Here is a 22,324-nt window from a genome sequence, read left to right as displayed (position 1 = left end):
AGCTCCTTTACTCGACCACGAGTGTCTGACGCTGGATGCCCCAGCTGTCGGCCTGCGTGCCGGGCAGCCACACGTCGACGATGTCGTCCTTGATCCAGCTGCCGATGTCGGCTGCGTAGCAGTTTCCGTAGCCGGGCACGAAGAACCTGGTGCCCCAGGGGATGTTGCGCACGTCCACCGCACAGAAGCCCGGACCGGCGTGGTAGCCCAGCGCGGTCTGGCCGCTGTCGTTGTACGAGGTGACCCGGTAGGTCAGGGTGCTGCCCTTGGCCAGCGCGTACGGCGCGAGTTGCCCGGAACCGCCCACCCGGTACGCGGTGGAGACCTGGCCGATCGAGGGCTCCGAGCCGCTGGCCTCGCTCATCGCGTACAGCTGGTAGTTGGCGTCCGCACAGGGATTGGCGTCGGTGACGGTCAGCGTGGGCTGGCCCCAGTCGCTGATCCACTGCAGGGCCTGCCCGTTGCGGAAGGCCCGGTAGGCCACCGCCCCGGGCACCCGGTTGAAGGTGAACACCACCGAGGAGCCGCTGACCCCGCCGGACACCCCGCCGGGCGCGGGCAGCCGGGTGTCGACCGAGACCGGGGGCGTGAGGCTGCCCGGTGCCGTGCCCCCGGTGACCGGCCTGTCCGGGATGGGGCCGGGGTAGAAGTGCTGGCAGGCGGGGAAGGTGGCCGCGTGCGCGGGCTGGGCGGTCACGGTCAGTCCGGTGACGGCCAGTGCACAGGCGAGCAGCACGGGTGCAGAACGCATGGGGTCGACCTCTCTGCGGCAGGGGGCACAGAGTTGCGGGGCAGTCTGTGGTGTGGGGGCGAGGGCGCGTCACGCCCCCACACCACGCTGCCGCCCGCATCGAGCGACGCTCCGCTCTACGCGGGGAAGTTCCCGTTGGGTTCACGCGTGCCCCCAAACGGTAAGTGGCCTAGACCACACAGTCAATGGGTCTAGACCTTTTTGGGTGCTGTGCACACCGGCAGGACACACTGTCCGACGTGCAGAACACACCCTGGACGGCCACCGCCGCGACCGGCATCGGCTCGCTGCCCGGCACCGACCCCGGCGAGGCGGCCCGCGTGGTCGTCGGCGAGCTCCCCGAGTTGCCGCACCTGCCCGAACTGCCCGCGCGCGGGGTCGGCGCCGACCTGATCGGGCGCACCGCGGGCCTGCTGGTGGAACTGGCCGTGGAGGTGGTGCCCTCGGGCTACCGGGTGAGCGCGCGGCCCGGCCGCGACCACCGGCGGGCGGTGGACCTGCTCAGGTTCGACCTGGACGCCTTCGAGGAGGCCGTGGAGCGCGCCGGGGTGCGGCCCGAGGTGGTCAAGGTGCAGGCCGCGGGGCCGTGGACCCTGGCCTCCCAGGTCGAGCTCGCCAGGGGCCACCGCGTGCTGACCGACCGTGGAGCCCTGCGCGAGTTCGCGGCCTCGCTGTCCGAGGGCCTGGCCGGGCACGCCGCCGAGGTCGCCAAGCGCACCGGCGCCCGCGTGGTCGTGCAACTGGACGAGCCCGCGCTGCCCGCGGTGCTCAGCGGGTTGCTGCCCACCCCGTCCAAGCTGGGCATGGTGCCCGCCGTGCCCGAGCCGGAGGCCCGCGACCTGCTCGGCTCGGTGATCGAGGCCGCGCGGACCGCCACCGGCCAGCCGGTGCTGGTGCACTGCTGCGCGAACCGCCCGCCGTTCTCGCTGATCCGCGGGGCCGGTGCGGAGGGCATCGCCTTCGACCTGACCGCGCTGCACGGGGCGCCCACCTCGGTGTGGGACGAGATCGGCGAGACCTGGGACTCCGGCGCCACCCTGCTGCTGGGCCTGGTCCCCGGTATCGCCCCGGAGACCCCGCTGGAGCTGCGGGCCGCGGCCCAGCCCGCGCTGGACCTGGTGGACCGGCTCGGGTTCGATCGCGCCCTGCTGGCCGCGCGCGCCGTGCCCACCCCGTCCTGCGGGCTGGCCGGGGCGAGCCACGCGTGGGTGCGCCGGTCCCTGGCCCTGGTGCGCGACCTGGGCAAGGCGTTCGTGGAGCCGCCGGAGGGCTGGTGAGCCGAGTCACAGGCTGCTAGGTTAAGGAAACAAACTTAACTAATTGGGCTCCAACCGCCGCCGGCCCCTGCACCGGAGGAACCCATGCGCCTCACACCCGTGCTCGTCGCCGTGCTGGCGACGACGGCGATCGGCGTGCCCGCCACGGCCGCCACGGCCACGCAGATCCGCGTGGACCAGGTCGGGTACGCCACCGACGAAGCCAAGACCGCTTACCTGATGGGCACCAGCTCCTCGGCCGGTGCCGCGTTCACCGTGGTCGACCAGTCCGGGAAGACGGCGCTGACCGGCAAGCTCGGCGCCAGCACCGGCAAGTGGAGCACCGCCTACTCGGCCGTCTACCCGATCGACCTCAGCGCGCTGCGCACCGCGGGCACGTACCAGGTCAAGGTCGGCGGCACGAGTTCGCCCGCGTTCCGCGTGGACAGCGCCACCGCCCTGTTCGGGCCGGTCGCCGACGCCGTGGTGCGGTTCTTCCAGGCGCAGCGCGACGGATCGGAGGTGATCCCCGGCGCGCTCGGCCGCAAGCCCAGCCACCTCGCCGACAAGAAGGCCGACGTCTACGACACGCCGACCTTCAACTCCGACGACGCGATCACCAGCAAGCTCAAGAAGTCCGGCGGCCCGGTCGACGTCTCCGGCGGCTGGTTCGACGCTGGCGACTACCTCAAGTTCACCGAGACCACCTCCTACGCGGTGACCAACCTGCTGCTGTCCCAGCGCAGCAACCCCAGCGCCGCGCTGGCCGCCGAGTCCCGCTACGGCCTGGACTGGCTCGAGAAGATGTGGGACGGGGACAAGGGCGTGCTCTACGCCCAGGTCGGCGTCGGCAACGGCGGCAGCAAGGGCGATTTCGTCGGGGACCACGACGTGTGGCGGCTGCCCGAGGCCGACGACGCGCTCAACGTCAAGCCGGGGGACAGCCAGTACTACGTGAAGTACCGCCCGGTGTTCCGCGCCAACAACCCCGGCCAGTCGATCAGCCCCAACCTGGCGGGCCGGGTGGCCGCGGCCTTCGCCGTCGCGGCGCAGAACCTGGCCGCCAGCGACCGTGCCACCGCCACGAGGTACCTGGCCACGGCCGCCGCGGTGTACGGCAAGGCCAACACCTCGGGCGGCTCGCTCGTCTCCGCGTACCCGCACAGCTACTACCCCGAGTCCTCCCACCTGGACGACCTGGAGCTGGGCGCCGCGGAGTTGGCGCTGGCCGGTCGCGCGCTCGGTGACAGCCGGGCCGCCGGGTGGACCCAGGACGCGGGCAAGTGGGCCAAGTCCTACCTCGGCGGCGGCGACAAGGGCACGCTCAACGTGTACGACACCAGCGCGCTGGCCCACGCGGACCTGGTCAGGCTCATCCGCGGTTCCGCTCAGGTGAAGATCGACGTCACCGAGGCGCAGCTGCTCGCCGACCTCAAGCGCCAGCTCCAGGACGGGGTCGCCGAGTCCGCGCGCAGCCCGTTCCGCACCGGGGCCTCGGTCACCGACTTCGACGTCGCCAGCCACAGCTTCGGTTACGTGGCAACGGCCCTGCTCTACCGTTCGCTGACCGGTTCGCACGACTACGACGCCTTCGCCACCCAGCAGCGCGACTTCACCCTGGGCTCCAACGCCTGGGGCACCTCGCTGGTCGTCGGCGTGGGCAGCACCTTCCCGCACTGCATGCAGCACCAGGTCGCCAACCTGGCGGGCAGCCTGGACGGCGGCGGCAAGGTGGTCGTCGGCGCCGTGGTCAACGGCCCCAACGGAGCCGGTTCGTTCAAGAAGATCGACGACCTGCCCGAGGGCGGCAAGTCCTGCGGGGTGTCCTCGTTCAAGCAGTACGACTCCAGCAGCTCGCGGTACATGGACGACGTCCGCACCTGGCAGAGTTCGGAGCCCGCGCTGGACTTCACCTCCACGGCCGCGCTGGCGATGAGCCTGACCGCGGGAAAGGCCTGATCACCGCCAACCTGGCAATCCGTACAGGGAAAACTTAGGAATCTCGCACCTCGACCTTCAGCTTCCCCGCAGGTGCGTGACCGAACCTGGTCGTCATGGCCTTGAGAGCTGGCGGAACCTGGACTCGGTCGCGCGTTGTCGGTGTGCTGTGCGCGATGTCGGTCGGCGCCGTGGTGGCAGGGCTCACCATCGGCGCCGGCTACACCGCGCAGGTGCACGGCCAACCGGTCGCCGTGTCCGCCACGCCCAGCGCGGTCAGCCGGGCCACCCGCACCACGACCACCACCGCCACGCCACCGCCCGCCACGTCCAGCGGCGGCCCGGCCAAGTCCCCGGACGACGCGCTCGCCGAGGCGCTGGCCCCCGTGCTGGCCAACCTCACCGGCCAGCTCTCGGTGGGCGTACTGGACGTGAGCACCGGCACCTCCGCCAGCTACAACGGCAAGCAGAGCTTCACCACGGCCAGCATCGTCAAGGCCGACATCCTCGCGGTGCTGCTGTTGCAGACCCAGCAGCAGGGCATCTCGCTGACCTCGGGCCAGCAGCAGGCCGCCCAGCAGATGATCGAGAACAGCGACAACGACTCGGCCACCGCGCTGTGGGACGAGGCGGGCAGCGAGGCGGGCATGCGGGCCGCCAACACCAGGTTCGGGCTCACCGCCACCGATCCCGGCGCCGACGACTACTGGGGGCTGACCACCACCACGGTCGGCGACCAGTTGCAGTTGCTGACCGCGCTGACGACCAGCCGCTCACCGTTGTCGCAGGCGGCCCGTTCCTACGCGATCGGCCTGATGAGCAACATCGAGCCGGACCAGGTGTGGGGCGTGTCCGCGGCGGCTGACCGCGGGACGACGCCGGTGCTGAAGAACGGCTGGCTGCCCGTGGACGCCGACAACGACCTGTGGGCCGTGAACAGCATCGGCCAGGTCGTCAGCGGGGGGCACACGTTCCTGATCGCCGTGCTGTCCGGCTCGCAACCCGACGAGGACACGGGCATAGCCCAGGTCTCCGCCGCCGCCAAAGCCGCCGTCAAGCCCTTCCTGTGACGCCGACGGCGAGTCCCGCTCACCGGCGCGCGAGTCCCGCGTGGTGACGCCTGAACCCCGCGTGTCGGCGCGTCCGGTACCGCGTGTCGGCGCCAGCGGTACGCCGTGTTCGCGCCCGCCGTGCGGCCTCCCACGAACTGGGAAACCGCCCGCGGAGCGCCGACACACCGCCCGCGAAGCGCGAACACACCGTGCAGGAAGCGCCGACACGCCGCCCGCGAAGCGCCGACACGCGCCGCCTGCACCCCACGCCGCACGCTGCGCTCAGCCCAGCACCGCCAGGCTCACCCACCCCGTGCCGACCACCAGCACCGTGGACGCCGCGCCGAGCAGCAGCGCCCGCAGCCCGGTCTTGGCCATCGCCCGCAGGCGGACCGCGCAACCGAGCCCGAACAACGCGCCCGCCAGCAGCCAGGTGCTGCCGTCCTTGGCCAGGTCCAGCGCCCACGCGGGCAGCACGTCCAGGCTGCGCAGCACCACCATGGCCAGGAACCCGAGGACGAACACCGGCACGAGCGGCGGCCGCTCACCGGTGGAGTTGGCGGCCCGCCGCCAGACGCCCATGCCCGCGACGACCGGAGCCAGGAGCACGACCCGGCTGAGCTTGATCGCCACGGCCGTGCCCACGGCGGCGGCCCCTGCCGGTGAGGCGGCGACCACGACCTGTGCGACCTCCTGCACGGTCAGCCCCGACCACCGGCCCAGCGCCAGCCCGTCGGCGAGCAGCGGCAGGGTCAGCATCGTGAGGCTGCCGAACACCGTGACCAGCGCGACCGCCGTGGCGACCTCGTCCTCCTCGGACTCGACCACGCCCTCGGCGGCGGCGATCGCGGACGCGCCGCAGATCGAGAACCCGGTGGCGACCAGCATGGACAGCCCGCGCGACACACCGAACAGGCGGCCCAGTGCGAGCGTGCCGAAGAAGGTCACCGCGACCGTGACGACGACCGCCAGCACGGTGCCCGCCCCCAGCGCGAGCACCTGTGGCACGGCCAGTTGCAGGCCGACGAGCACCACCCCGGCCCGCAGCAGGCGCTTGGTCCACAACGACAGCACAGGCCGTACCGAGGAGGGCAGGACCGGCAGGTTGCCGACCACCACGCCCACGAGCACCGCCACCATCAGGATTCCCACGCCGAGAGCCTGCGCCCGCGGCCCGCGTGGCGGTAGCGGTCAACCGGGCACCGGGTCATACCCTGGGGCTATGACTCCCGACCTGGACTCGTTGCGGCTGCTCGTGCTCGTGGCCGAACTGGGCAGCCTGGGCCGGGCCGCGGAGGAACTGGGCATCGCGCAGCCCTCGGCGAGCAAGCGGCTGGCGACCCTGGAGCGCAGGCTCGGCCTGGCGCTGGTGGACCGCACCCGGCGCGGGTCCACCCTCACCGAGCCGGGGCAGGTCGTCACCGACTGGGCCCGCCGGGTGCTGCACGAGGTGGACGGCCTGCTCACCGGGGCACAGGCCCTGCGCGAGCGCCAGGACGCACAGTTGCGGGTGGCGGCCAGCCTCACCGTGGCCGAGCACCTGGCGCCGGGCTGGCTGGGGGAGTTGCGCCGGTCGCGGCCGGAGCTGCACGTGGGGCTGCGGGTGGCCAACTCGGACGCGGTGCTCGACCTGCTGCGCCGCGGGGAGGTGGACCTGGGCTTCGTGGAGTCGCCGACCGTGCCGCGCGAGCTGGCCAGCCGGGTGGTGGCGGTGGACCGGCTGGTGGTCGTGGTGCTGCCCGAGCACCCGTGGGCACGGCGCCGACGCCCGGTGGACGCCGGGGAACTGGCCGCCACCCCGCTGGTGGTGCGCGAACCCGGCTCGGGCACCCGCGAGACCCTGGATCGCGCGCTGCGCAGGGTCACCGCGCGCGCCGAACCGTTGCTGGAACTGGGCTCCACCACCGCCGTGCGCGGTGCGGTGATCGCCGGGGCCGGACCGGCCGTGCTCAGCGAACTGGCCGTGGCCACCGACCTCGCCGAGGGCCGCCTGGTGCCGGTCGAGGTACCCGGCATCGACCTGCGCAGGCGCCTTCGTGCGGCCTGGCCCGGCGGTCGGCGGCTGGTCGGACCGGCCGCCGAGCTGCTCGCGGTGGCTACCAGACCGCGCCGATAGTCGTGGACAAGCGGCAAACGGCGGTATTAACTGCCCCGAACGCACCCACCCCCTCGCCAATCCCGCGCAGTGGCGGACAATGGAGGGATGAAGTGGTTCCCGTGGCGACGTCGCCGCGTCGAGCACGACAGGGCTGAGGCCGTCGAGCCGGATTCCGAGCAGGTCGCGGAGTGGCTCGAACCGGCATCGGCGGACCCCGTCGCGCTCGTGGAACGGTTCTGGCAGCGCTGGCAGGACCAGCTGCCGCAGATCAACTCGGCCCTGGGCGACAGCGAGCCCAAACGCATCGAGCACCTGCTCTGCGAGGAGGTCGCCGCGATCCACCCGGAGCTGCACTTCTCCGTGGAACGCGGGCAGCGCGCCGTGTACGCGCTGGTGGTCACCGGGCAGGAGCGCTCGGACCTGCGGCCCTACACCGACGCCTGGCGGGCCGCCGCCCCGCCCGAGGACCTGATCTGGGAGTACCACGACTCGGTACCGCCCGTGCCGGACCCGACCGAGGTCACCGTCAACATCGGGGAGCACCGCCTGCGCCTGGCCGACGTGCGCGTGGTCGCCCAGGTCGACGCCGACGCGGGCGTGGTGGACGTGGCCGTGCACCACCCCGGCCTGTCCCAGCTCACCGACGAGGCCCGTACCGCGATGACCTTCCTCCCCCTGGACGCCACCCTCGGCGAACGGCTCGCGGCCGAACGGCTGCGCCGGGTGGAGACCGCCGTCAGCGCGCCGGACGCAGCCATCACCTTGCTGGAGTTGCGCACCCTGGTCCGCGGCCTGGCGGGGCAGGACGCCGACGGCAACCCAATCGAGCACACCGACTCGGCCTGACTTGTCGGTGGTGGGCGTTAATCTGCCCCCGTGACCAGCAACGAAGACGTGCCCAACGAGGTCCGGGAGCGCCATGGGACGCTCGCGGAGGAGATCAGGGGCCACCAGTTCCGCTACTACGTGCTGGACTCGCCGACCATCACCGACGGCGAGTTCGACGTGCTGCTGCGCGAGTTGCAGGAGATGGAGGAGCGCTACCCCGAACTGGTCACGCCCGAGTCGCCCACGCAGCAGGTTGGCGGCACCTTCTCCACCGAGTTCACCGCGCACGACCACCTGGAGCGCCTGCTCAGCCTGGACAACGCCTTCGACCCGGACGAGTTCCGCGCGTGGGCGGAGCGGGTGGACAAGGAGATCGGCGACCAGGGCCACTTCCTGTGCGAGCTGAAGATCGACGGCCTCGCGCTGAACCTGCTCTACACCGACGGCAAGCTCACCAGGGCGCTGACCAGGGGCGACGGCCGCACCGGTGAGGACGTCACACTGAACGTGCGCACCCTGCGGGACATCCCGGAGCGGCTGACGGGCACCGAGGAGTTCCCGGTGCCCGCGCTGGTCGAGGTGCGCGGCGAGGTGTTCTTCCGGGTGGAGGACTTCGCCGAGCTCAACGCCGGGCTGGTCGAGGCGGGCAAGCCGCCCTTCGCCAACCCGCGCAACTCGGCCGCGGGCTCGCTGCGGCAGAAGGACCCCAAGGTGACGGCGAGCCGCCCGCTGCGGTTCATCAGCCACGGCCTGGGCAAGCGGGAGGGCTTCGAGCCGCAGCGGCAGTCCGAGGCGTACCGGGCGCTGGCCGCGTGGGGGCTGCCGGTGTCCGCGCACACCAAGCTGTTGTCCACTGTGGATGAGGTGCTCGCGCACATCGAGTACTGGGGCGAGCACCGGCACGACGCCGAGCACGAGATCGACGGCATCGTGGTCAAGGTGGACGAGGTGCCGTTGCAGCGCCGCCTCGGGTCCACCTCGCGGGCCCCGCGCTGGGCCATCGCGTACAAGTACCCGCCCGAAGAGGCCACGACCACCTTGCTGGACATCCAGGTGGGTGTCGGCCGCACCGGTCGGGTGACCCCCTTCGCGGTGACGGAGCCGGTCAAGGTGGCCGGGTCCACCGTGGCCAGGGCCACCCTGCACAACGCCTTCGAGGTCAAGCGCAAGGGCGTGCTGATCGGGGACCGCATCGTGCTGCGCAAGGCCGGTGACGTCATCCCCGAGGTGCTCGGTCCGGTGGTGGAGGCGCGCACCGGGCAGGAGCGCGAGTTCGTCATGCCGGTGGACTGCCCCGAGTGCGGCACCGAGCTGCGCTACGAGAAGGAGGGCGACGCCGACATCCGCTGCCCGAACACGCAGAGCTGTCCCGCGCAGCTGCGGGAGCGGCTGTTCCACCTGGCCAGCCGCAACGGGCTGGACATCGAGGTGCTCGGTTACGAGGCGGCCACCGCCCTGCTGGAGTCGCACGCCCTGGTGGACGAGGGCGACGTGTTCGACCTGGACGAGGACAAGCTGCTGGGTACCGAGCTGTTCCGCGCCCAGGACAAGAAGTCCGAGCGGGGCTACAAGCTCTCGGCCAACGGGGCCAAGCTGCTGGCGAACCTGGACACCGCCAAGCAGCGCCCGCTGTGGCGCGTGATCGTGGCCCTGTCCATCCGGCACGTCGGGCCGACCGCGGCCCAGGCCCTGGCCCGCGAGTTCGAGTCCTTGGACCGGGTCTTCGAGGCCAGCGAGGAGGAACTCGCCGCGGCCGAGGGGGTCGGCCCCACCATCGCGGCGGCCGTGCGCGAGTGGTTCGAGTGGGAGTGGCGCCGCGAGATCGTGGAGAAGTGGCGGGCCGCCGGGGTGCGGATGGCGGAGGAGCGCGACGATTCCACCCCGCGCACCCTGGAGGGCCTGTCCATCGTGGTGACCGGCACCCTGCCCAGCCTGTCCCGGGACGAGGCCAAGGAAGCGATCATGGTCCGCGGCGGCAAGGCGGTCGGCTCGGTGTCCAAGAAGACCTCGTTCGTGGTGGTCGGTGATGCGCCGGGGTCCAAGTACGACAAGGCCGTGCAGCTCAAGGTGCCCGTGCTCGACGAGGACGGCTTCCGTGTGCTGCTCGAACAGGGACCGGAGGCCGCGGCTGAGGTCGCCACCGTGGGGGAGGAGGCCGCCGCTGACGCGTAGCGGTTCCATCCGCCCTGGCCGGTGCCCTCCTCCTGCTGGTCTCGGCCTGCTGTGCGGTCGGGTTGGCGCCGGTGCAGGTGTTCACCAGCGCGCTCGCCGCGGCTGTGCCCAGCTTTCTGGCTGTGCTGGCGGCTGGGTGATCACCCGCTGCGCGGGTGCTCGCCCTGGCCGCCTGGCAGGCCGTGGGCGCGGTGCAGCTGCTAACCACACGGGTGCGCGCCTGGCGCGGTCCGCCAACGCCGTGGATCTGGTGCGCCACGCTGTTGGCGGTCACCGCGGCCCTGCTCGCCTCGGCCCTGGTCGGGCGCCTGCTCGTCTGCCTGCCGGACGGCTTGCCGCGCTGGCTGTGGCTCGTGCTGGTGCTGCCCGTGTTTCCTGTTGCCCGTCAACGGGGAGTGCTCCGTGTGCGGCACCACGGCCGCCTGCCCGCTGATCGCCCGCGCAGCGCGCCTGCCGCAGACCTCGGACTGGGTCATGCCCCTCGGTGTGTCCGCCGTGCAGTCACTGGGCCTAGCAGGGCAGCGCCCTGTTGTGGACCGTGTGTGTGGTGCCCTACGCGGTGCTCTGCCGTGCCGTCGCCGCAGTGGGCTCTCAGCGACCGGTGTAGGTGTCGAACACGTCACCGGCGAAGCTGGGCCACTGCTGCACGAACTCCGACATCTGCTGCATCTGCCGGGCCAGCGGTGACTTGGTGCCGGTGTTCTGCGGGGGCAGTTCCCTGGGCTGGACGGAGCGCGCGGAGGTGCTCGGCGGCGGGGTGACCTGCTGGGTGACCGTGACCTCCTTGGTGATCACCACGACCGGCGGGGTCGCGGCCTGCGGAGGCACGGTGGTGGTCGGCGGGGCCGTGGTCGTCGTCGACGGCTTGGGCGGTGCCGGGAGCGGGCCCGCGTTGCGGACCTGGGTCGCCTGGTCTGAGGCGTGCTGCACGGCCATCACCGCGACCACCGCGGCGAAGGTGATTCCGGTGATGCCCGCCGAGACGGCCAACGCGGCCTCGGGGTGCACCGACTTGCGGTGGCAGCGCATCCGGGTCTCCTCGTGGTCACCGCCGGGCGTCCCCAGCTGACTACGGAACGTACTGGACGTTCCGGGCGGTGGCCAAGCTCTGCGAACCGTTCCGTCGCAGATCACAGGGCGTTTAACTCGATCGAATGAATCGTTGTTACACGACTGAGCAATCGTGTTGCGCCGCGTGGCCGTGTTGCTCGACCCCCAGTGATCGGGCACGTTCAGTGATGAGGGTTGGAGGCCCACGATGCTGCAGGCTTGTCTGAACGGCGCCCGTGCCGCCGGATCACATCCCGCGCTGCCGATCACCCCGCAGCAACTCGCCGCCGACGCCGCCGCCGTGGCCGAACTCGGCGTGCTCGCGCTGCACATCCACCCGCGCGACGCCGCCGGGCTCCAGGTGCTCGCCGGCCCCGAGGTGGCCACCGCCGTGTCCGTCGTGCGCGCCGCCGTGCCCGGTGCCGAGATCGGCGTGACCACCGCGGCGTGGATCGCGCCCGACCCCATGCGCCGCGCCGAACTCGTCGCGGGCTGGAGCTGCCTCGCCGCCGGGCGGCCCGACATCGCCTCCGTCAACGTGCACGAGGCGGGCTGGTACGAGGTGTGCGAGTCCCTGCACACCGCCGGGATCGCCGTCGAACTCGGTGTGTTCCATTGCGCCGCGGCACAGGAACTCCGCCAGCGTGGACTGCCGCCAGCCGCCGTGCGTGTCCTCGCCGAGGTCCAGCCCGACGCCGCGGCACTCGACGAGGCCCACGCACTGCTCCAGGCCCTCGACTGGGTCGACTTGCCCGTACTGCTGCACGGTGAGGATGCCACCGCGTGGCCCGTGCTCGCCGCCGCCCGTCGGCTCGGCCTCGCCACGCGGATCGGCCTCGAGGACACGCTGCTGCTGCCCGACGGCCGCCCCGCCCCCGGCAACGCCACGCTCGTCGCCACCGCCCAGCGCATGTCCTGAAGGTGCCGTTCACGGCGCGGTGAGCGTGCCACGGCCGCCGCGAAGGTGGCTTTCACTGCGCTGAGCGCAGCGAATGGTCCTTTCGCAGCGCGTCTCGGTGGGGTCGTCATGAAGGTGCCGTTCGCGACGTTGAACGCCCTGAACGGCACCTTCGTGACACGTCACCCGTCTGTCCACACCCGCCGAGTTGTCCACATCCCGATCTTCAGCAAGATCAACTGTCGGGGTGGGGCGGTAGACTGGTACCGGGGTCGCCCCCCTGGGAGTGGCGGGGGATGTTCATGGGTAGGGGCGAGCGCCCCGGGCTCAGTCGGGCAGCACCACGGCCACGATTCCCGCCAGGTGGGCGAGCCGGGCCAGTTCGGCGGCGCGGAACATCGGGCCGCCCGGTCTGCCGACCAGCAGCACCCGCTCGGGCTTGCCCAGAGGGGTCGCGGCCAGTTCGGTGCCCAGCTCGCGCCAGGTCTCGGGTACCCAGCCCTCCTCGCCGTCGAGGATCGTCGCGCGCTGCAGCGGCAGCCACGGCGGGCTGTCCAAGCGGGTCTCCGGCGCGGCGGTGGAGGCGGCCAGCCGGTGCACCCCGTTGGCGTCCTGGGTCACCACGAGGGCCCAGCCGGCGCGGACGATGCGCGGCACGCCCTCGGTGAAGATCTGCAACCCGGCACGTGGCTGGGCGGCGACCTCCTCGACCAGCTCCAGCTCGCGGTGCGTGTTGAGCACCCCGGCATAGGGGCGCACGGCGTCCACCTCGACCCCGTCGATGGACTCGGCGGCGGTGATGAGCACGTCGGGCAGGCGGCCGGAGGGCAGTTCCACGACGAGGTCGTCGATGGCGACCCCCGGGGACCGCTCCACCACGTCCACGCTGAGGATGTCGGCCCCGATCTCGCCGAGCGCCGTTGCCACTGCGCCCAGGGTGCCGGGACGGTCCGGGAGCTGGACCCGGATCAGGAAGGACAAGGTGCGCGCCTCCTGCTTCGTGCGCGGAACCTCGCCGCCCGCGCGGTCGTGCCGGGCGCCGATTCTCGCAGACCCGGGTGACCATTCCGATCCTCCGTCCGCGTTGCGGGACGGTAAAATCACGGCCCCGCGCGCACGGCCCCGCCGATACCCGTTCGGACCTCGGCGTACGCGGGTCCTAGACTCGGTCGGTCCCCGCACATCCCATCCCATGCATGGAGAGACCCTCGCCGATGCCCAGCATCTCCCGAGACGAGGTCGCGCACCTCGCCCGGCTGGCCAGGTTGGCCGTGACCGAGGATGAACTGGACCTGTTCGCCGGCCAGCTCGACGTGATCCTGCAGTCGGTGGCCCGCGTCGGTGAGGTCGCCTCGCAGGACGTGCCGCCGACCTCGCACGCCGTGCCGTTGACCAACGTGTTCCGCGAAGACGTGGTCCGCCCCGGACTGACCCAGCAGCAGGCGCTGTCCGGCGCCCCGGCCGCCGAGGACGGGCGCTTCCGCGTGCCGCGCATCCTGGGGGAGGAACAGTGAGTGACCTGATCAGGCAGACGGCCGCCGAGCTGGCCGCGAAGATCGCCGCGCGGGAGGTGTCCTCGGTCGAGGTGACCCAGGCGCACCTGGACCGCATCACCGCGGTGGACCCGGCCGTGCACGCCTTCCTGCACGTGGACGCCGAGGGCGCGCTGGCCGCCGCCCGCAAGGTGGACGAGGACATCGCGCAGGGCCACGTGGCCTCCCCGCTCGCCGGGGTGCCGCTGGCGCTCAAGGATGTGCTCACCACGCAGGACATGCCCACCACCTGCGGCTCGAAGATGCTCGAGGGCTGGGTGCCGCCCTACGACGCGACCGTCACCCGGCGGCTGCGCGAGGCGGGCGTGATCATCCTGGGCAAGACCAACATGGACGAGTTCGCGATGGGCTCCTCCACCGAGAACTCCGCCTACGGCCCCACCCGCAACCCGTGGGACCTCAACCGGATCCCGGGTGGTTCCGGCGGCGGCTCCTCCGCGGCACTGGCCGCCTTCGAGGCCCCGCTGGCCATCGGCACCGACACCGGCGGCTCGATCCGCCAGCCCGGCGCGGTCACCGGCACGGTGGGCGTCAAGCCCACCTACGGCGGTGTCTCCCGGTACGGCCTGGTGGCGTTCTCCTCCTCGCTGGACCAGGCCGGTCCCTGCGCCCGCACGGTGCTGGACGCGGCCCTGCTGCACGAGGTGATCGCCGGGCACGACCCCCTGGACTCCACCTCCATCGACCAGCCGGTGCCCGCCGTGGTCGCCGCCGCGCGCGCCGGTGCCGCCGGTGACCTCAGCGGTGTGAAGGTCGGCGTGGTGCGCGAGTTCCGCGGCGAGGGCTACCAGCCGGGCGTGGTCGCCGCCTTCGACACCGCGGTGGACCAGCTGCGCAAGCTGGGCGCCGAGGTCGTCGAGGTGTCCTGCCCCAGCTTCACCCTGGCGCTGCCCGCGTACTACCTGATCGCGCCGAGCGAGTGCTCCTCGAACCTGGCCCGGTTCGACGCCATGCGCTACGGCCTGCGGGTCGGCGAGGGCGATGCCGCGCTGTCGGCGGAGCAGGTCATGTCGCTGACCCGCGAGGCGGGCTTCGGCCCCGAGGTCAAGCGGCGCGTCATCCTCGGCACCTACGCCCTGTCGGCGGGCTACTACGACGCCTACTACGGCTCGGCGCAGAAGGTGCGCACGCTGATCTCCCGCGACTTCGCCGCCGCCTACGAGCAGGTGGACGTGCTGGTCGCGCCGACGACCCCGACCACGGCCTTCCCCATCGGCGAGCGGGTCGGCGACCCGATGCAGATGTACCTGGCCGACCTGTGCACCATTCCGTCGAACCTGGCGGGCAACGCGGCCATGAGCGTCCCCTGTGGACTGTCCGAGGAGGACGGTCTTCCGGTCGGCTTCCAGATCATGGCCCCGGCACTGGCCGACGACCGGATGTACCGGGTCGCCGCGGCCTACGAGGTGGCCCGCGACGCGGCCGCCGGTGGCGCACTGATCCACCGCGTGCCCGAACTGGAGGCCAGCGCCCGATGAACAACTCCGCGAAGAACATCCGCACCGCCATCACGCTGATCGGCTCGCTGATCGGGGTGATCGCGGCCGGTGCGCAGGCGCGCAAGGCGTTGGAGAAGAAGGACAAGCTGTCCCTGGTGAACGCGGCGGCCAGCGTGCTGGTGGCGCTGACCGGCGGCGCGCTCGCCATCCGTGGCGCGCGGAAGGACGAGGAGCAGTGACCGCAGTGGCCGAGCTGATGGACTACGACGAGGTCCTGGAGCGGTTCGACCCGGTGCTCGGGCTCGAGGTGCACGTCGAGCTGAACACCAACACGAAGATGTTCTGCGGCTGCGCGAACGTCTTCGGCGGCGAGCCGAACACCAACGTCTGCCCGACTTGCCTGGGCATGCCCGGCGCGCTGCCGGTGGTCAACGGCACCGCGGTCGAGTCGGCGATCCGCATCGGGCTGGCGCTGAACTGCGAGATCGCGCAGTGGTGCCGGTTCGCGCGGAAGAACTACTTCTACCCGGACATGCCCAAGAACTTCCAGACCTCCCAGTACGACGAGCCGATCGCCTTCAACGGCCACCTCGACGTGCTGCTGGACGACGGCGAGGTCTTCCGGGTCGACATCGAGCGCGCGCACATGGAGGAGGACACCGGCAAGTCGCTGCACGTGGGCGGCGCCACCGGCCGCATCCACGGTGCCGAGCACTCGCTGCTGGACTACAACCGCGCTGGCGTGCCGCTGATCGAGATCGTGACCAAGCCGCTGGTCGGCACCGGGGCGCGGGCACCGGAGGTGGCCAGGGCGTACGTCTCCGCGCTGCGCGACCTGCTGCGCGCACTGGGCGTGTCCGACGTGCGCATGGACCAGGGCTCGCTGCGCTGCGACGCCAACGTCTCGCTGATGCCCAAGGGCACCGAGGTGTTCGGTACCCGCACGGAGACCAAGAACGTCAACTCCCTGCGCAGCGTCGAGCGCGCCGTGCGCTACGAGATGACCCGGCACGCCGCGGTGCTCGCGGGCGGCGGCACCATCCGCCAGGAGACCCGGCACTTCGACGAGTCCACCGGCAGCACCTCCTCGGGGCGCGCCAAGGAGACCGCCGAGGACTACCGGTACTTCCCGGAGCCCGACCTGGTGCCGATCGCGCCCGCGCGCGAGTGGGTCGAGCAGTTGGCGGCCACCCTGCCGGAGCTGCCCTGGCAGCGTCGCCAGCGCATCCAGGCCGAGTGGAACCTCACCGACCTGGAGCTGCGGGACCTGGTCAACGCCGACGCGCTGGACATCGTCGCGGCCACGGTCGACGCGGGCGCACCGCCCGCCGAGGCGCGGTCCTGGTGGGTGTCGTACCTGTCGCAGAAGGCCAACGCCACGGGCACCGAGCTCACCGCGTTGCCGATCACCCCGGCCCAGGTGGCCAAGGTGATCGCGCTGGTGGCCGAGGGCAGCCTGACCAACAAGCTGGCCCGCGAGGTCGTGGACGGCGTGCTGGCCGGTGAGGGCGAGCCCGAGCAGGTCGTGGAGCAGCGCGGGCTCAAGGTCGTCTCGGACGACTCGGCCCTGCTGGCGGCGATCGACGAGGCGCTGGCCGCGCAGCCGGACGTGGCGGAGAAGATCCGCGGCGGCAAGGTGGCGGCGGCGGGCGCGATCGTGGGTGCGGTCATGAAGGCCACCAAGGGCCAGGCCGACGCCAAGCGCGTCCGCGAGCTGATCATCTCCCGCTGCGAGAGCTGACCGCGCGCCACCAACCGACCGCGAGTCCCGCTCTGGGGACGACGAGTCCCGCTCAGCAGCAACCGAGTCCCGCCCAGCGGTGGTCCGCAGGGCGGGACTCGTGCGTTGGAGAGCGGGACTCGCGTGCGGGAGAGCGGGACTCGCCGGGGGCGGTCAGTCGGTGGGGCTGCCCTGGGGACGGATGATCAGCACGACCCGGTCGTCGCTGGAGACGGGCTTGCCGCCGTCCTTGTTCACGGTGCCGATCAGCGCGTGCTGCTCGTCCACGATGTCCACCGCGGCGATCTGCCCGTAGCCGTGGCTGTCGTCCAGGGCCTGCACGGGCTTGCCGCTGAACGAGCCGTTCTTGTTCAGCGCGAGGTTCTGCACCCCGGGGCGGTGCGTGGTGGCCACCATGATCATGGAGCTGAACGCGGCGCAGCCCGCCACACCGGGCTTGTCCGGCCAGGTCCACGCGGGCGCGCCCACCGGCTTGCCGGGACTGACCTTGTACAGCTGGTCGCCGGTGCCGGTCTGGTCAGTGACCCAGGTGGTGCCGCCGTCCAGGGTGGTGCACACCCCGCCGGGCGCGCTCAGCCCGGAGGCGATCACCGCCGAGTCCGGGTTCGGGTTGCCCGCGGCGGGCTTGCCCGCACCGTCGATGCGCAGCAGCTTGCCCGCGAGCGAGTTCGGGTCGGCGGCGGCACCCGGGTCACCGGCGTCCCCGGTGGCCACGAGCAGCGCCCCCTTGTGGTCCACGGCCAGCGAGCCGCGGTTGTCGCGGGCGCCCTTGGGGATGCCGGTGAGCACGGGCTTGGGGCTGTCGCCGGGCGCGAACCGCACCACGCGGTTGTCGCTGGCGGTGGTGATGTACGCGTAGACGAGCTGGTCCTCGCGGTAGGTCGGGGACAGCACCAGGCCGGTCAGCCCGCCGTCCCCGCTGGCGTCCACGTCCAGCTTGGCGATCTGCTTGGGATCCACGTCGCGCTGGAGGGTCAGCACCCGGCCCGTGCTGCGCTCGGCGCCCAGCCCGGTCGCGCCGCCGGGCAGCGCGGCCACGGCGGAGACCGGGGACAGGCAGGTGCCGATCACGGCGGTGTCGAAGTCCTTGCAGCCCTGGGGCGGCGGAATGGAGGTGGGCGGGCCGGAGCGGCCGTTGGGGCCGCCGCCACTGCCGCCCGCGTCGGTGCCGCCGGGCAGGTTGGGCTGGGGGCCTGCCTGCTCGGTGAGCCTGGACTGCGGTTGCCAGGTGGGCGCGGGCCCGGACTGCTCGGGGAAACTCGCGCAGGCGGTCAGCACCAGGCCGAGCGCCACCGAGGGCAGGACCACTCGGCTCGCACGTCGCATGATGACCCAGCCTAGGTGCGCTGCCGTGAATCCGGGGTGAGCGGGTGCCAACGGCGCACGGTGGCGACCCGGTCCAGCAGCAGGCTCAGCTCCTCCCGCACCACCTCGGGGGCCTCCAGCGGCAGGAAGTGCGTGGTGGGCAGCACACGCATCCGGGCCTGCGGCAGCGCGGCCAGCGCACTGGCCGAGGTGGCCGCGTCGGCGAGCACGTCGTAGCGGCCGGACAGCAGCGTGACCGGGCAGCGCAGGCCGGACAGGTCCTGCGCGGGCTCGGCGGCCAGGGCGGCGGCCAGCGTGAAGTACCAGCGCCAGTCGTGCGCGCGGAACCGGCGCATCATCGCGACGACCGCCCCCGAGGTGCTGCCCGGCAGCATGAACCCGCTGTGCCGGAGCAGGGTCATGGTCAGCCCGTTGACCGGGAACCGGTGCGTGACCAGGTCCAGCAGCGGCCCGGCCAGCCGCAGGGCCTGGGTGCCGCCCCGGGCCAGTTCGCGGCGCAGCCCGGTGGGCAGGCCGAACGGGCCGCCGACCCCTGCGTAGAAGTCGCCGGGGGTGCCCGCGGCCAGCATCAGGCCGGTGACCCGGTCCGGGTGGCGCAGCGCCAGTTCGGCGCCGACCATCACGCCCACCGACCAGCCCAGCACCACGCAGCGCTCCACCCCGGTGGCGTCCAGCACGGCCAGGGCGTCGGCCACGTGGTCGTCCAGGGTGACGCGGGCGGGATCGGCGGGCCGCGCGGAGCCCATGGTGCCGCGGTGGTACCAGCTGTGCACGCGCACACCGCAGTCCGGCAGCAGCAGACCGGGCCAGCTCTCCGGGACCGTGCCCAGGCCGGGGCACAGCAGCACCGGGGGACCGGCCGACTCGGTGGACCAGGTCCGGATCCTGGTGCCGTCGGTCGACAGGACTTCGTCTTCCCGCATCGGCAGTAGTGTGCCACTGTGCCCGAGGCAACCCCTATCACCGTGCTGGTACCGGACGACCACGCCCTGTCCGCCCTCGCCGCAGTGCCCGGGGTGCGCCCGCTGCGCTACGAGGTGGGGCAGGACCTGCCCGCCGACGCCGCCGAGGCCGAGGTGCTGATCCCGCCGTTCCTGGCCGGACGCAAGGCCGTGCCCCTGGTGGCGCGGCTGCCCAAGCTGCGGCTGGTGCAGCTGCTCAGCGCCGGTGCCGAGGTGTGGCTCGGCCAGTTGCCCGAGGGTGTGGCCCTGTCGACCTGCCGTGGCGCGCACGGTGGCAGCACCGCGGAGTGGGTGCTCGCCGCTCTGTTGTCCTTCTACCGCCACCTCCCCTCGTTCGATCGGGCCCAGCGGGCGGGCCGCTGGGACTTCCAGGTCACCGACACCTTGCAGGACAAGCGGGTGCTCGTCGTCGGGGCCGGTGACCTCGGGCGCGAGCTCAAGCGCCGTCTGGACCCGTTCGACGTGACGGTCACCCTGGTGGGCAGGACCGCGCGCGACGGGGTGCACGGCGAGCACGAACTGCCCGGACTGCTGGCCGCCCAGGACGCGGTTGTCATCGTTGTACCGCAGACCACCGACACTCTTGGCATGGTCGACAGCAAGTTCCTCGCGGCCATGGACGACGGGGCGATCCTGGTCAACGCCGCGCGGGGCCCGGTCGTGGACACCGAGGCGCTGCTGGCGGAGCTGCGCACCGGGCGGCTGCGCGCGGCGCTGGACGTGACCGACCCGGAGCCGCTACCGGAGGGACATCCCTTGTGGGAGATGGACAACGTGCTGATCACCCCGCACGTGGCTGGCAGCACGACAGGCCGGGAGAAGCGCGCCTACCGGATCGCCGCGGCCGAGGTGGCGCGCTTCGTCCAGGGCCTGGAACCGCGCAACCTGGTCCGAGGCGAGTACTAGCGGTGCTCTGTTCGGCGGTCCCGTACGGGCCCGCCTTGCCCTAGTTTGCGCCCGGTGAGCACCTTCGACGCCACTGAGTTCACCGCAGGGGGCACGCACCACTTCGAGGAGGACGAGGAGTACGGCGAGCCGGGGCCACCTGCCAAGGAGCCGCTGCGCTGGCACGCCGGGGCCGACCTCGGCCTGCTCGCGCTGCGCCTGATGCTCGCGGGCATCGTCGGCGTGCACGGGGCGCAGCGCCTGTTCGGCGTGCTCGGCGGCAAGGGCATCGAGGACTTCGCGAAGTCCTTGCAGACGGCCGGGTTCAAGCAGTCCGGCACCCTGGCGTACGCCCTGGCGGGCACCGAACTCGGCGGCGCCGCGCTGCTGGTGCTGGGCCTGCTCACCCCGCTCGCGGCGGCCGCCGTGCTCGCGGTGGTCGGCAACACCGTCGTGCTGGACTGGAACGGCGGCCTGTCCGCCTACGAGTTGGCCGCCATGCTGGGCGCCAGCGCCTTCGCCCTGCTGTTCGCCGGACCGGGCCGCATGGCGCTGGACCGGCCGTTGCCCTGGTTCCGCCGACCCCTCGGTTTCGGCACGGTCTTCCTCCTGCTGGCCGTCAGTGCCGTGGCAGCGCTGCACTTCCTGCTGCGCTGAGCCTGCCGTCCAGCATCGTCACGGTGCGGTCCACCAGGTCCAGGTGAGCCAGGTCGTGGGTGACCACGAGGGTCGCGACCTGGTGCGTGTCGGTGACGCGGCGCAGCAGTTCCACCACGGCCCGGCCGCGTTCGTGGTCCAGGGCCGAGGTCGGCTCGTCCACGAGCAGTACCGAGGGCTCGCCCATGAGCGCCCGCGCCACGCCAACCCGTTGCCGCTGACCGCCGGAGAGCTGGTGCGGTCGGCGGTTCACCTGCTCGGTGAGGCCGACCTCGGCGAGCAGGCGCTGTGCCCGCGCGCGGTCCTGGCGGCCTCCGATGTGGCCGACCAGCAGCAGTTGGTCCAGCGCGGTCAACGCGGGCAGCAGGTTCGCCTGCTGGAAGACGAATCCCACGGTGCCGGTGACCCGCACCGAACCGGCTTCCGGGGCGATCAGCTTGCCCGCCACGGCGAGCAGGCTCGACTTGCCCGAGCCGGACGGCCCGGTGACGGCGACGAACTCGCCCGGGGCCACGTGCAGGCTCACCCGGTCCAGTGCGGTCACCCGGCGGTCGCCGTCGGGGTAGGTCAGCAGGACTTCGTCCAGGTGCAGGCTCATCGCCGGCCCTGTGCTTGATGATTCGTTCGCAAGCTCACTCATCGTGCGGCTCCCAGTGCGGTCAACGGGTCGACGGTGGTCACGCGGCGTACCGCGAAGGTGGCGCCGACGAGCCCGACCAGGACCATCAACGCCATCGGAACGAGCACAGTGGACGGTGCGAGCACGAACGGCACGGCGGTGCTGGCGGCCAGTCCCAGGCCGGTGGCCAGCGCGGTGCCCAGGCCCGCGCCGATCACCAGCACCAGGGCGGCTTGCCCCAGTGCGTCGCGCAGCAGGTAGGAACGGCTGGCGCCGATCGCCCGCACCACGGCGAGGTCGTGGCCGCGCTGCATGGTCCACACGGTGAAGAACGCGCCGACCACCAGCGCCGAGATGCCCAGCAGCAGCCCGGTCATCAGGTTCAGCGAGCCCTGTTCCGAGGAGTAGCTGCCGACGGCCGAGTACGCCTCGGTCCTGCTCAACGTGGTCAGACCTGCCGAGGACAGGTCGGCGCCGGGCTCGGCGTCCACGAGGATCGCCGTGGCGCCGGAGGTGTGCGCGACGCGGCGCCACGTGTCCAGTGAGACGTACACCGCGGGCAGGTGGTTCAACGAGTGCTCCGAGGTGCTGCCGGTGACGACCAGGTCCTGGTCGTTGACCCGCACATGGCTGCCGGTGGCCAGCCCGAGCGAGGGTGGCACGAGCACGCCACCGGCGGTGGGGGAGCTGCCGGGGACTCCGCCGAGTACGGCGACGGCCCCCGTCAACTTGGCGGTAGAGACGCCGATGGGCGTGGCGGAGTGGACGCCCGCCTTGGCGGCGAGCGCGCGCTGGTCCTGCTCGCTGACCGAGCTGGTCGCGAAAGAGACCTTGGGCTCGGCGGAGAAGGCCAGCGCCGTGCCGGGCAGTGCGTCCACAGCGGACACACTGGCCGCGCCGAGACCGGCGGTGAGCCCGGTCAGCAGCACGACCATCAGTGTCATCAGGGCGATGACACCGCAGAACAGGCTGAAGCGGCCGCGGGCGAACCGCAGCTCGCGCAGTGCGAGGAACATGCCACCAGCCTGCTGCGGCACGGCCCGCGGCACATCAATCGAAGGTTGGAGGCGCGCCCGCGCGAAGCGGGTTAGCGTTGCGG

At 72.3% G+C, this 22,324-nt stretch carries 21 protein-coding genes; 13 read left to right on the top strand and 8 right to left on the bottom strand.

Going from position 1 to position 22,324, the window contains the following annotated elements; all coding sequences use genetic code 11:
* Nucleotides 1-7: 7 nt before the first annotated feature.
* Nucleotides 8-751, bottom strand: a complete 744-nt coding sequence (locus KALB_RS36580; protein ID WP_025360639.1) for a 3D domain-containing protein — start codon at nucleotides 749-751, stop codon at nucleotides 8-10.
* A gap of 239 nt (nucleotides 752-990) precedes the next feature.
* Between KALB_RS36580 and KALB_RS36575 the strand changes: the two genes are divergently transcribed.
* The 3 genes from KALB_RS36575 to KALB_RS36565 all read left to right on the top strand — a co-directional run bounded on the left by KALB_RS36575 (nucleotide 991) and on the right by KALB_RS36565 (nucleotide 5,015).
* Nucleotides 991-2,028, top strand: a complete 1,038-nt coding sequence (locus KALB_RS36575) for a methionine synthase (RefSeq protein WP_025360638.1) — start codon at nucleotides 991-993, stop codon at nucleotides 2,026-2,028.
* An 84-nt stretch (nucleotides 2,029-2,112) separates the two neighbouring features.
* On the top strand, nucleotides 2,113-3,966 hold the full coding sequence (locus tag KALB_RS36570; protein WP_025360637.1) for a glycoside hydrolase family 9 protein: 1,854 nt from the start codon (nucleotides 2,113-2,115) through the stop codon (nucleotides 3,964-3,966).
* A gap of 155 nt (nucleotides 3,967-4,121) precedes the next feature.
* The gene (locus tag KALB_RS36565) at nucleotides 4,122-5,015 is read left to right on the top strand and encodes a serine hydrolase (RefSeq protein ID WP_158510876.1); all 894 of its coding nucleotides are present in this window, start codon (nucleotides 4,122-4,124) and stop codon (nucleotides 5,013-5,015) included.
* 264 nt (nucleotides 5,016-5,279) lie between these two features.
* Here the strand turns inward: KALB_RS36565 and KALB_RS36560 are convergent, their stop codons facing one another.
* Nucleotides 5,280-6,149, bottom strand: coding sequence for a YeiH family protein (locus tag KALB_RS36560; protein ID WP_268872231.1), 870 nt, complete (start codon nucleotides 6,147-6,149; stop codon nucleotides 5,280-5,282).
* A gap of 70 nt (nucleotides 6,150-6,219) precedes the next feature.
* On the opposite strand from KALB_RS36560, the gene KALB_RS36555 reads away from it, so the two are divergent.
* The 3 genes from KALB_RS36555 (at nucleotide 6,220) to ligA (ending at nucleotide 10,095) form a co-directional block, all read left to right on the top strand.
* Nucleotides 6,220-7,113, top strand: a complete 894-nt coding sequence (locus KALB_RS36555; protein WP_025360634.1) for a LysR family transcriptional regulator — start codon at nucleotides 6,220-6,222, stop codon at nucleotides 7,111-7,113.
* 87 nt (nucleotides 7,114-7,200) lie between these two features.
* On the top strand, nucleotides 7,201-7,941 hold the full coding sequence (locus KALB_RS36550; RefSeq protein ID WP_025360633.1) for a hypothetical protein: 741 nt from the start codon (nucleotides 7,201-7,203) through the stop codon (nucleotides 7,939-7,941).
* A 30-nt stretch (nucleotides 7,942-7,971) separates the two neighbouring features.
* Nucleotides 7,972-10,095 carry an NAD-dependent DNA ligase LigA gene (gene ligA, locus KALB_RS36545; RefSeq protein WP_025360632.1) on the top strand — a complete coding sequence of 708 codons (2,124 nt, stop codon included), beginning with the start codon at nucleotides 7,972-7,974 and terminating at the stop codon, nucleotides 10,093-10,095.
* A 591-nt stretch (nucleotides 10,096-10,686) separates the two neighbouring features.
* On the opposite strand, the gene KALB_RS47940 is transcribed toward ligA, so the two are convergent.
* Nucleotides 10,687-11,124: a hypothetical protein gene (locus KALB_RS47940; protein ID WP_025360631.1), complete on the bottom strand. Its 438-nt coding sequence runs from the start codon at nucleotides 11,122-11,124 to the stop codon at nucleotides 10,687-10,689.
* A gap of 229 nt (nucleotides 11,125-11,353) precedes the next feature.
* Between KALB_RS47940 and KALB_RS36535 the strand changes: the two genes are divergently transcribed.
* Nucleotides 11,354-12,064, top strand: a complete 711-nt coding sequence (locus KALB_RS36535) for a 3-keto-5-aminohexanoate cleavage protein (protein ID WP_025360630.1) — start codon at nucleotides 11,354-11,356, stop codon at nucleotides 12,062-12,064.
* 306 nt (nucleotides 12,065-12,370) lie between these two features.
* Here KALB_RS36535 and KALB_RS36530 read toward each other — a convergent pair whose 3' ends face one another.
* On the bottom strand, nucleotides 12,371-13,024 hold the full coding sequence (locus KALB_RS36530; RefSeq protein WP_025360629.1) for an ACT domain-containing protein: 654 nt from the start codon (nucleotides 13,022-13,024) through the stop codon (nucleotides 12,371-12,373).
* 233 nt (nucleotides 13,025-13,257) lie between these two features.
* Between KALB_RS36530 and gatC the strand changes: the two genes are divergently transcribed.
* From gatC to gatB, 4 genes are read left to right on the top strand one after another with little or no spacing between them, the layout of a single operon-like run.
* The gene (gene gatC / locus KALB_RS36525; RefSeq protein ID WP_025360628.1) at nucleotides 13,258-13,557 is read left to right on the top strand and encodes an Asp-tRNA(Asn)/Glu-tRNA(Gln) amidotransferase subunit GatC; all 300 of its coding nucleotides are present in this window, start codon (nucleotides 13,258-13,260) and stop codon (nucleotides 13,555-13,557) included.
* The gene (gene gatA / locus KALB_RS36520) at nucleotides 13,554-15,074 is read left to right on the top strand and encodes an Asp-tRNA(Asn)/Glu-tRNA(Gln) amidotransferase subunit GatA (RefSeq protein WP_025360627.1); all 1,521 of its coding nucleotides are present in this window, start codon (nucleotides 13,554-13,556) and stop codon (nucleotides 15,072-15,074) included. Before gatC ends, gatA begins: the two co-directional genes overlap by 4 nt.
* Nucleotides 15,071-15,274: a hypothetical protein gene (locus tag KALB_RS36515; protein ID WP_025360626.1), complete on the top strand. Its 204-nt coding sequence runs from the start codon at nucleotides 15,071-15,073 to the stop codon at nucleotides 15,272-15,274. Before gatA ends, KALB_RS36515 begins: the two co-directional genes overlap by 4 nt.
* Nucleotides 15,271-16,776 carry an Asp-tRNA(Asn)/Glu-tRNA(Gln) amidotransferase subunit GatB gene (gene gatB / locus KALB_RS36510; protein WP_025360625.1) on the top strand — a complete coding sequence of 502 codons (1,506 nt, stop codon included), beginning with the start codon at nucleotides 15,271-15,273 and terminating at the stop codon, nucleotides 16,774-16,776. Before KALB_RS36515 ends, gatB begins: the two co-directional genes overlap by 4 nt.
* A 153-nt stretch (nucleotides 16,777-16,929) precedes the next feature.
* On the opposite strand, the gene KALB_RS36505 is transcribed toward gatB, so the two are convergent.
* Together KALB_RS36505 and KALB_RS36500 are read right to left on the bottom strand one after the other, a co-directional pair.
* The gene (locus tag KALB_RS36505; RefSeq protein ID WP_025360624.1) at nucleotides 16,930-18,102 is read right to left on the bottom strand and encodes a PQQ-dependent sugar dehydrogenase; all 1,173 of its coding nucleotides are present in this window, start codon (nucleotides 18,100-18,102) and stop codon (nucleotides 16,930-16,932) included.
* 11 nt (nucleotides 18,103-18,113) lie between these two features.
* Nucleotides 18,114-19,025 (bottom strand): alpha/beta fold hydrolase, encoded by a 912-nt coding sequence (locus KALB_RS36500; RefSeq protein ID WP_025360623.1) that lies wholly within the window; start codon nucleotides 19,023-19,025, stop codon nucleotides 18,114-18,116.
* Between the two features lie 18 nt (nucleotides 19,026-19,043).
* Between KALB_RS36500 and KALB_RS36495 the strand changes: the two genes are divergently transcribed.
* A complete protein-coding gene (locus tag KALB_RS36495; RefSeq protein WP_042221179.1) occupies nucleotides 19,044-19,970 on the top strand; it encodes a 2-hydroxyacid dehydrogenase in 927 nt (308 codons plus the stop codon).
* Nucleotides 19,971-20,024: 54 nt separating this feature from the next.
* A complete protein-coding gene (locus KALB_RS36490; protein ID WP_025360621.1) occupies nucleotides 20,025-20,606 on the top strand; it encodes a DoxX family membrane protein in 582 nt (193 codons plus the stop codon).
* Here KALB_RS36490 and KALB_RS36485 read toward each other — a convergent pair.
* Both KALB_RS36485 and KALB_RS36480 read right to left on the bottom strand, forming a co-directional pair.
* A complete protein-coding gene (locus KALB_RS36485; RefSeq protein WP_025360620.1) occupies nucleotides 20,569-21,204 on the bottom strand; it encodes an ABC transporter ATP-binding protein in 636 nt (211 codons plus the stop codon). The two genes, KALB_RS36490 and KALB_RS36485, sit on opposite strands and share 38 nt — an antisense overlap.
* A gap of 38 nt (nucleotides 21,205-21,242) precedes the next feature.
* Nucleotides 21,243-22,241, bottom strand: a complete 999-nt coding sequence (locus KALB_RS36480; RefSeq protein WP_025360619.1) for an ABC transporter permease — start codon at nucleotides 22,239-22,241, stop codon at nucleotides 21,243-21,245.
* Nucleotides 22,242-22,324 lie beyond the last annotated feature (83 nt).

This window comes from Kutzneria viridogrisea DSM 43870 (assembly GCF_000525635.1).
Classification (GTDB): domain Bacteria; phylum Actinomycetota; class Actinomycetes; order Mycobacteriales; family Pseudonocardiaceae; genus Kutzneria; species Kutzneria viridogrisea.
The sequence above is the reverse complement of the archived record's forward strand: the minus strand, read 5'-3'. Positions and strand labels throughout refer to the sequence as shown.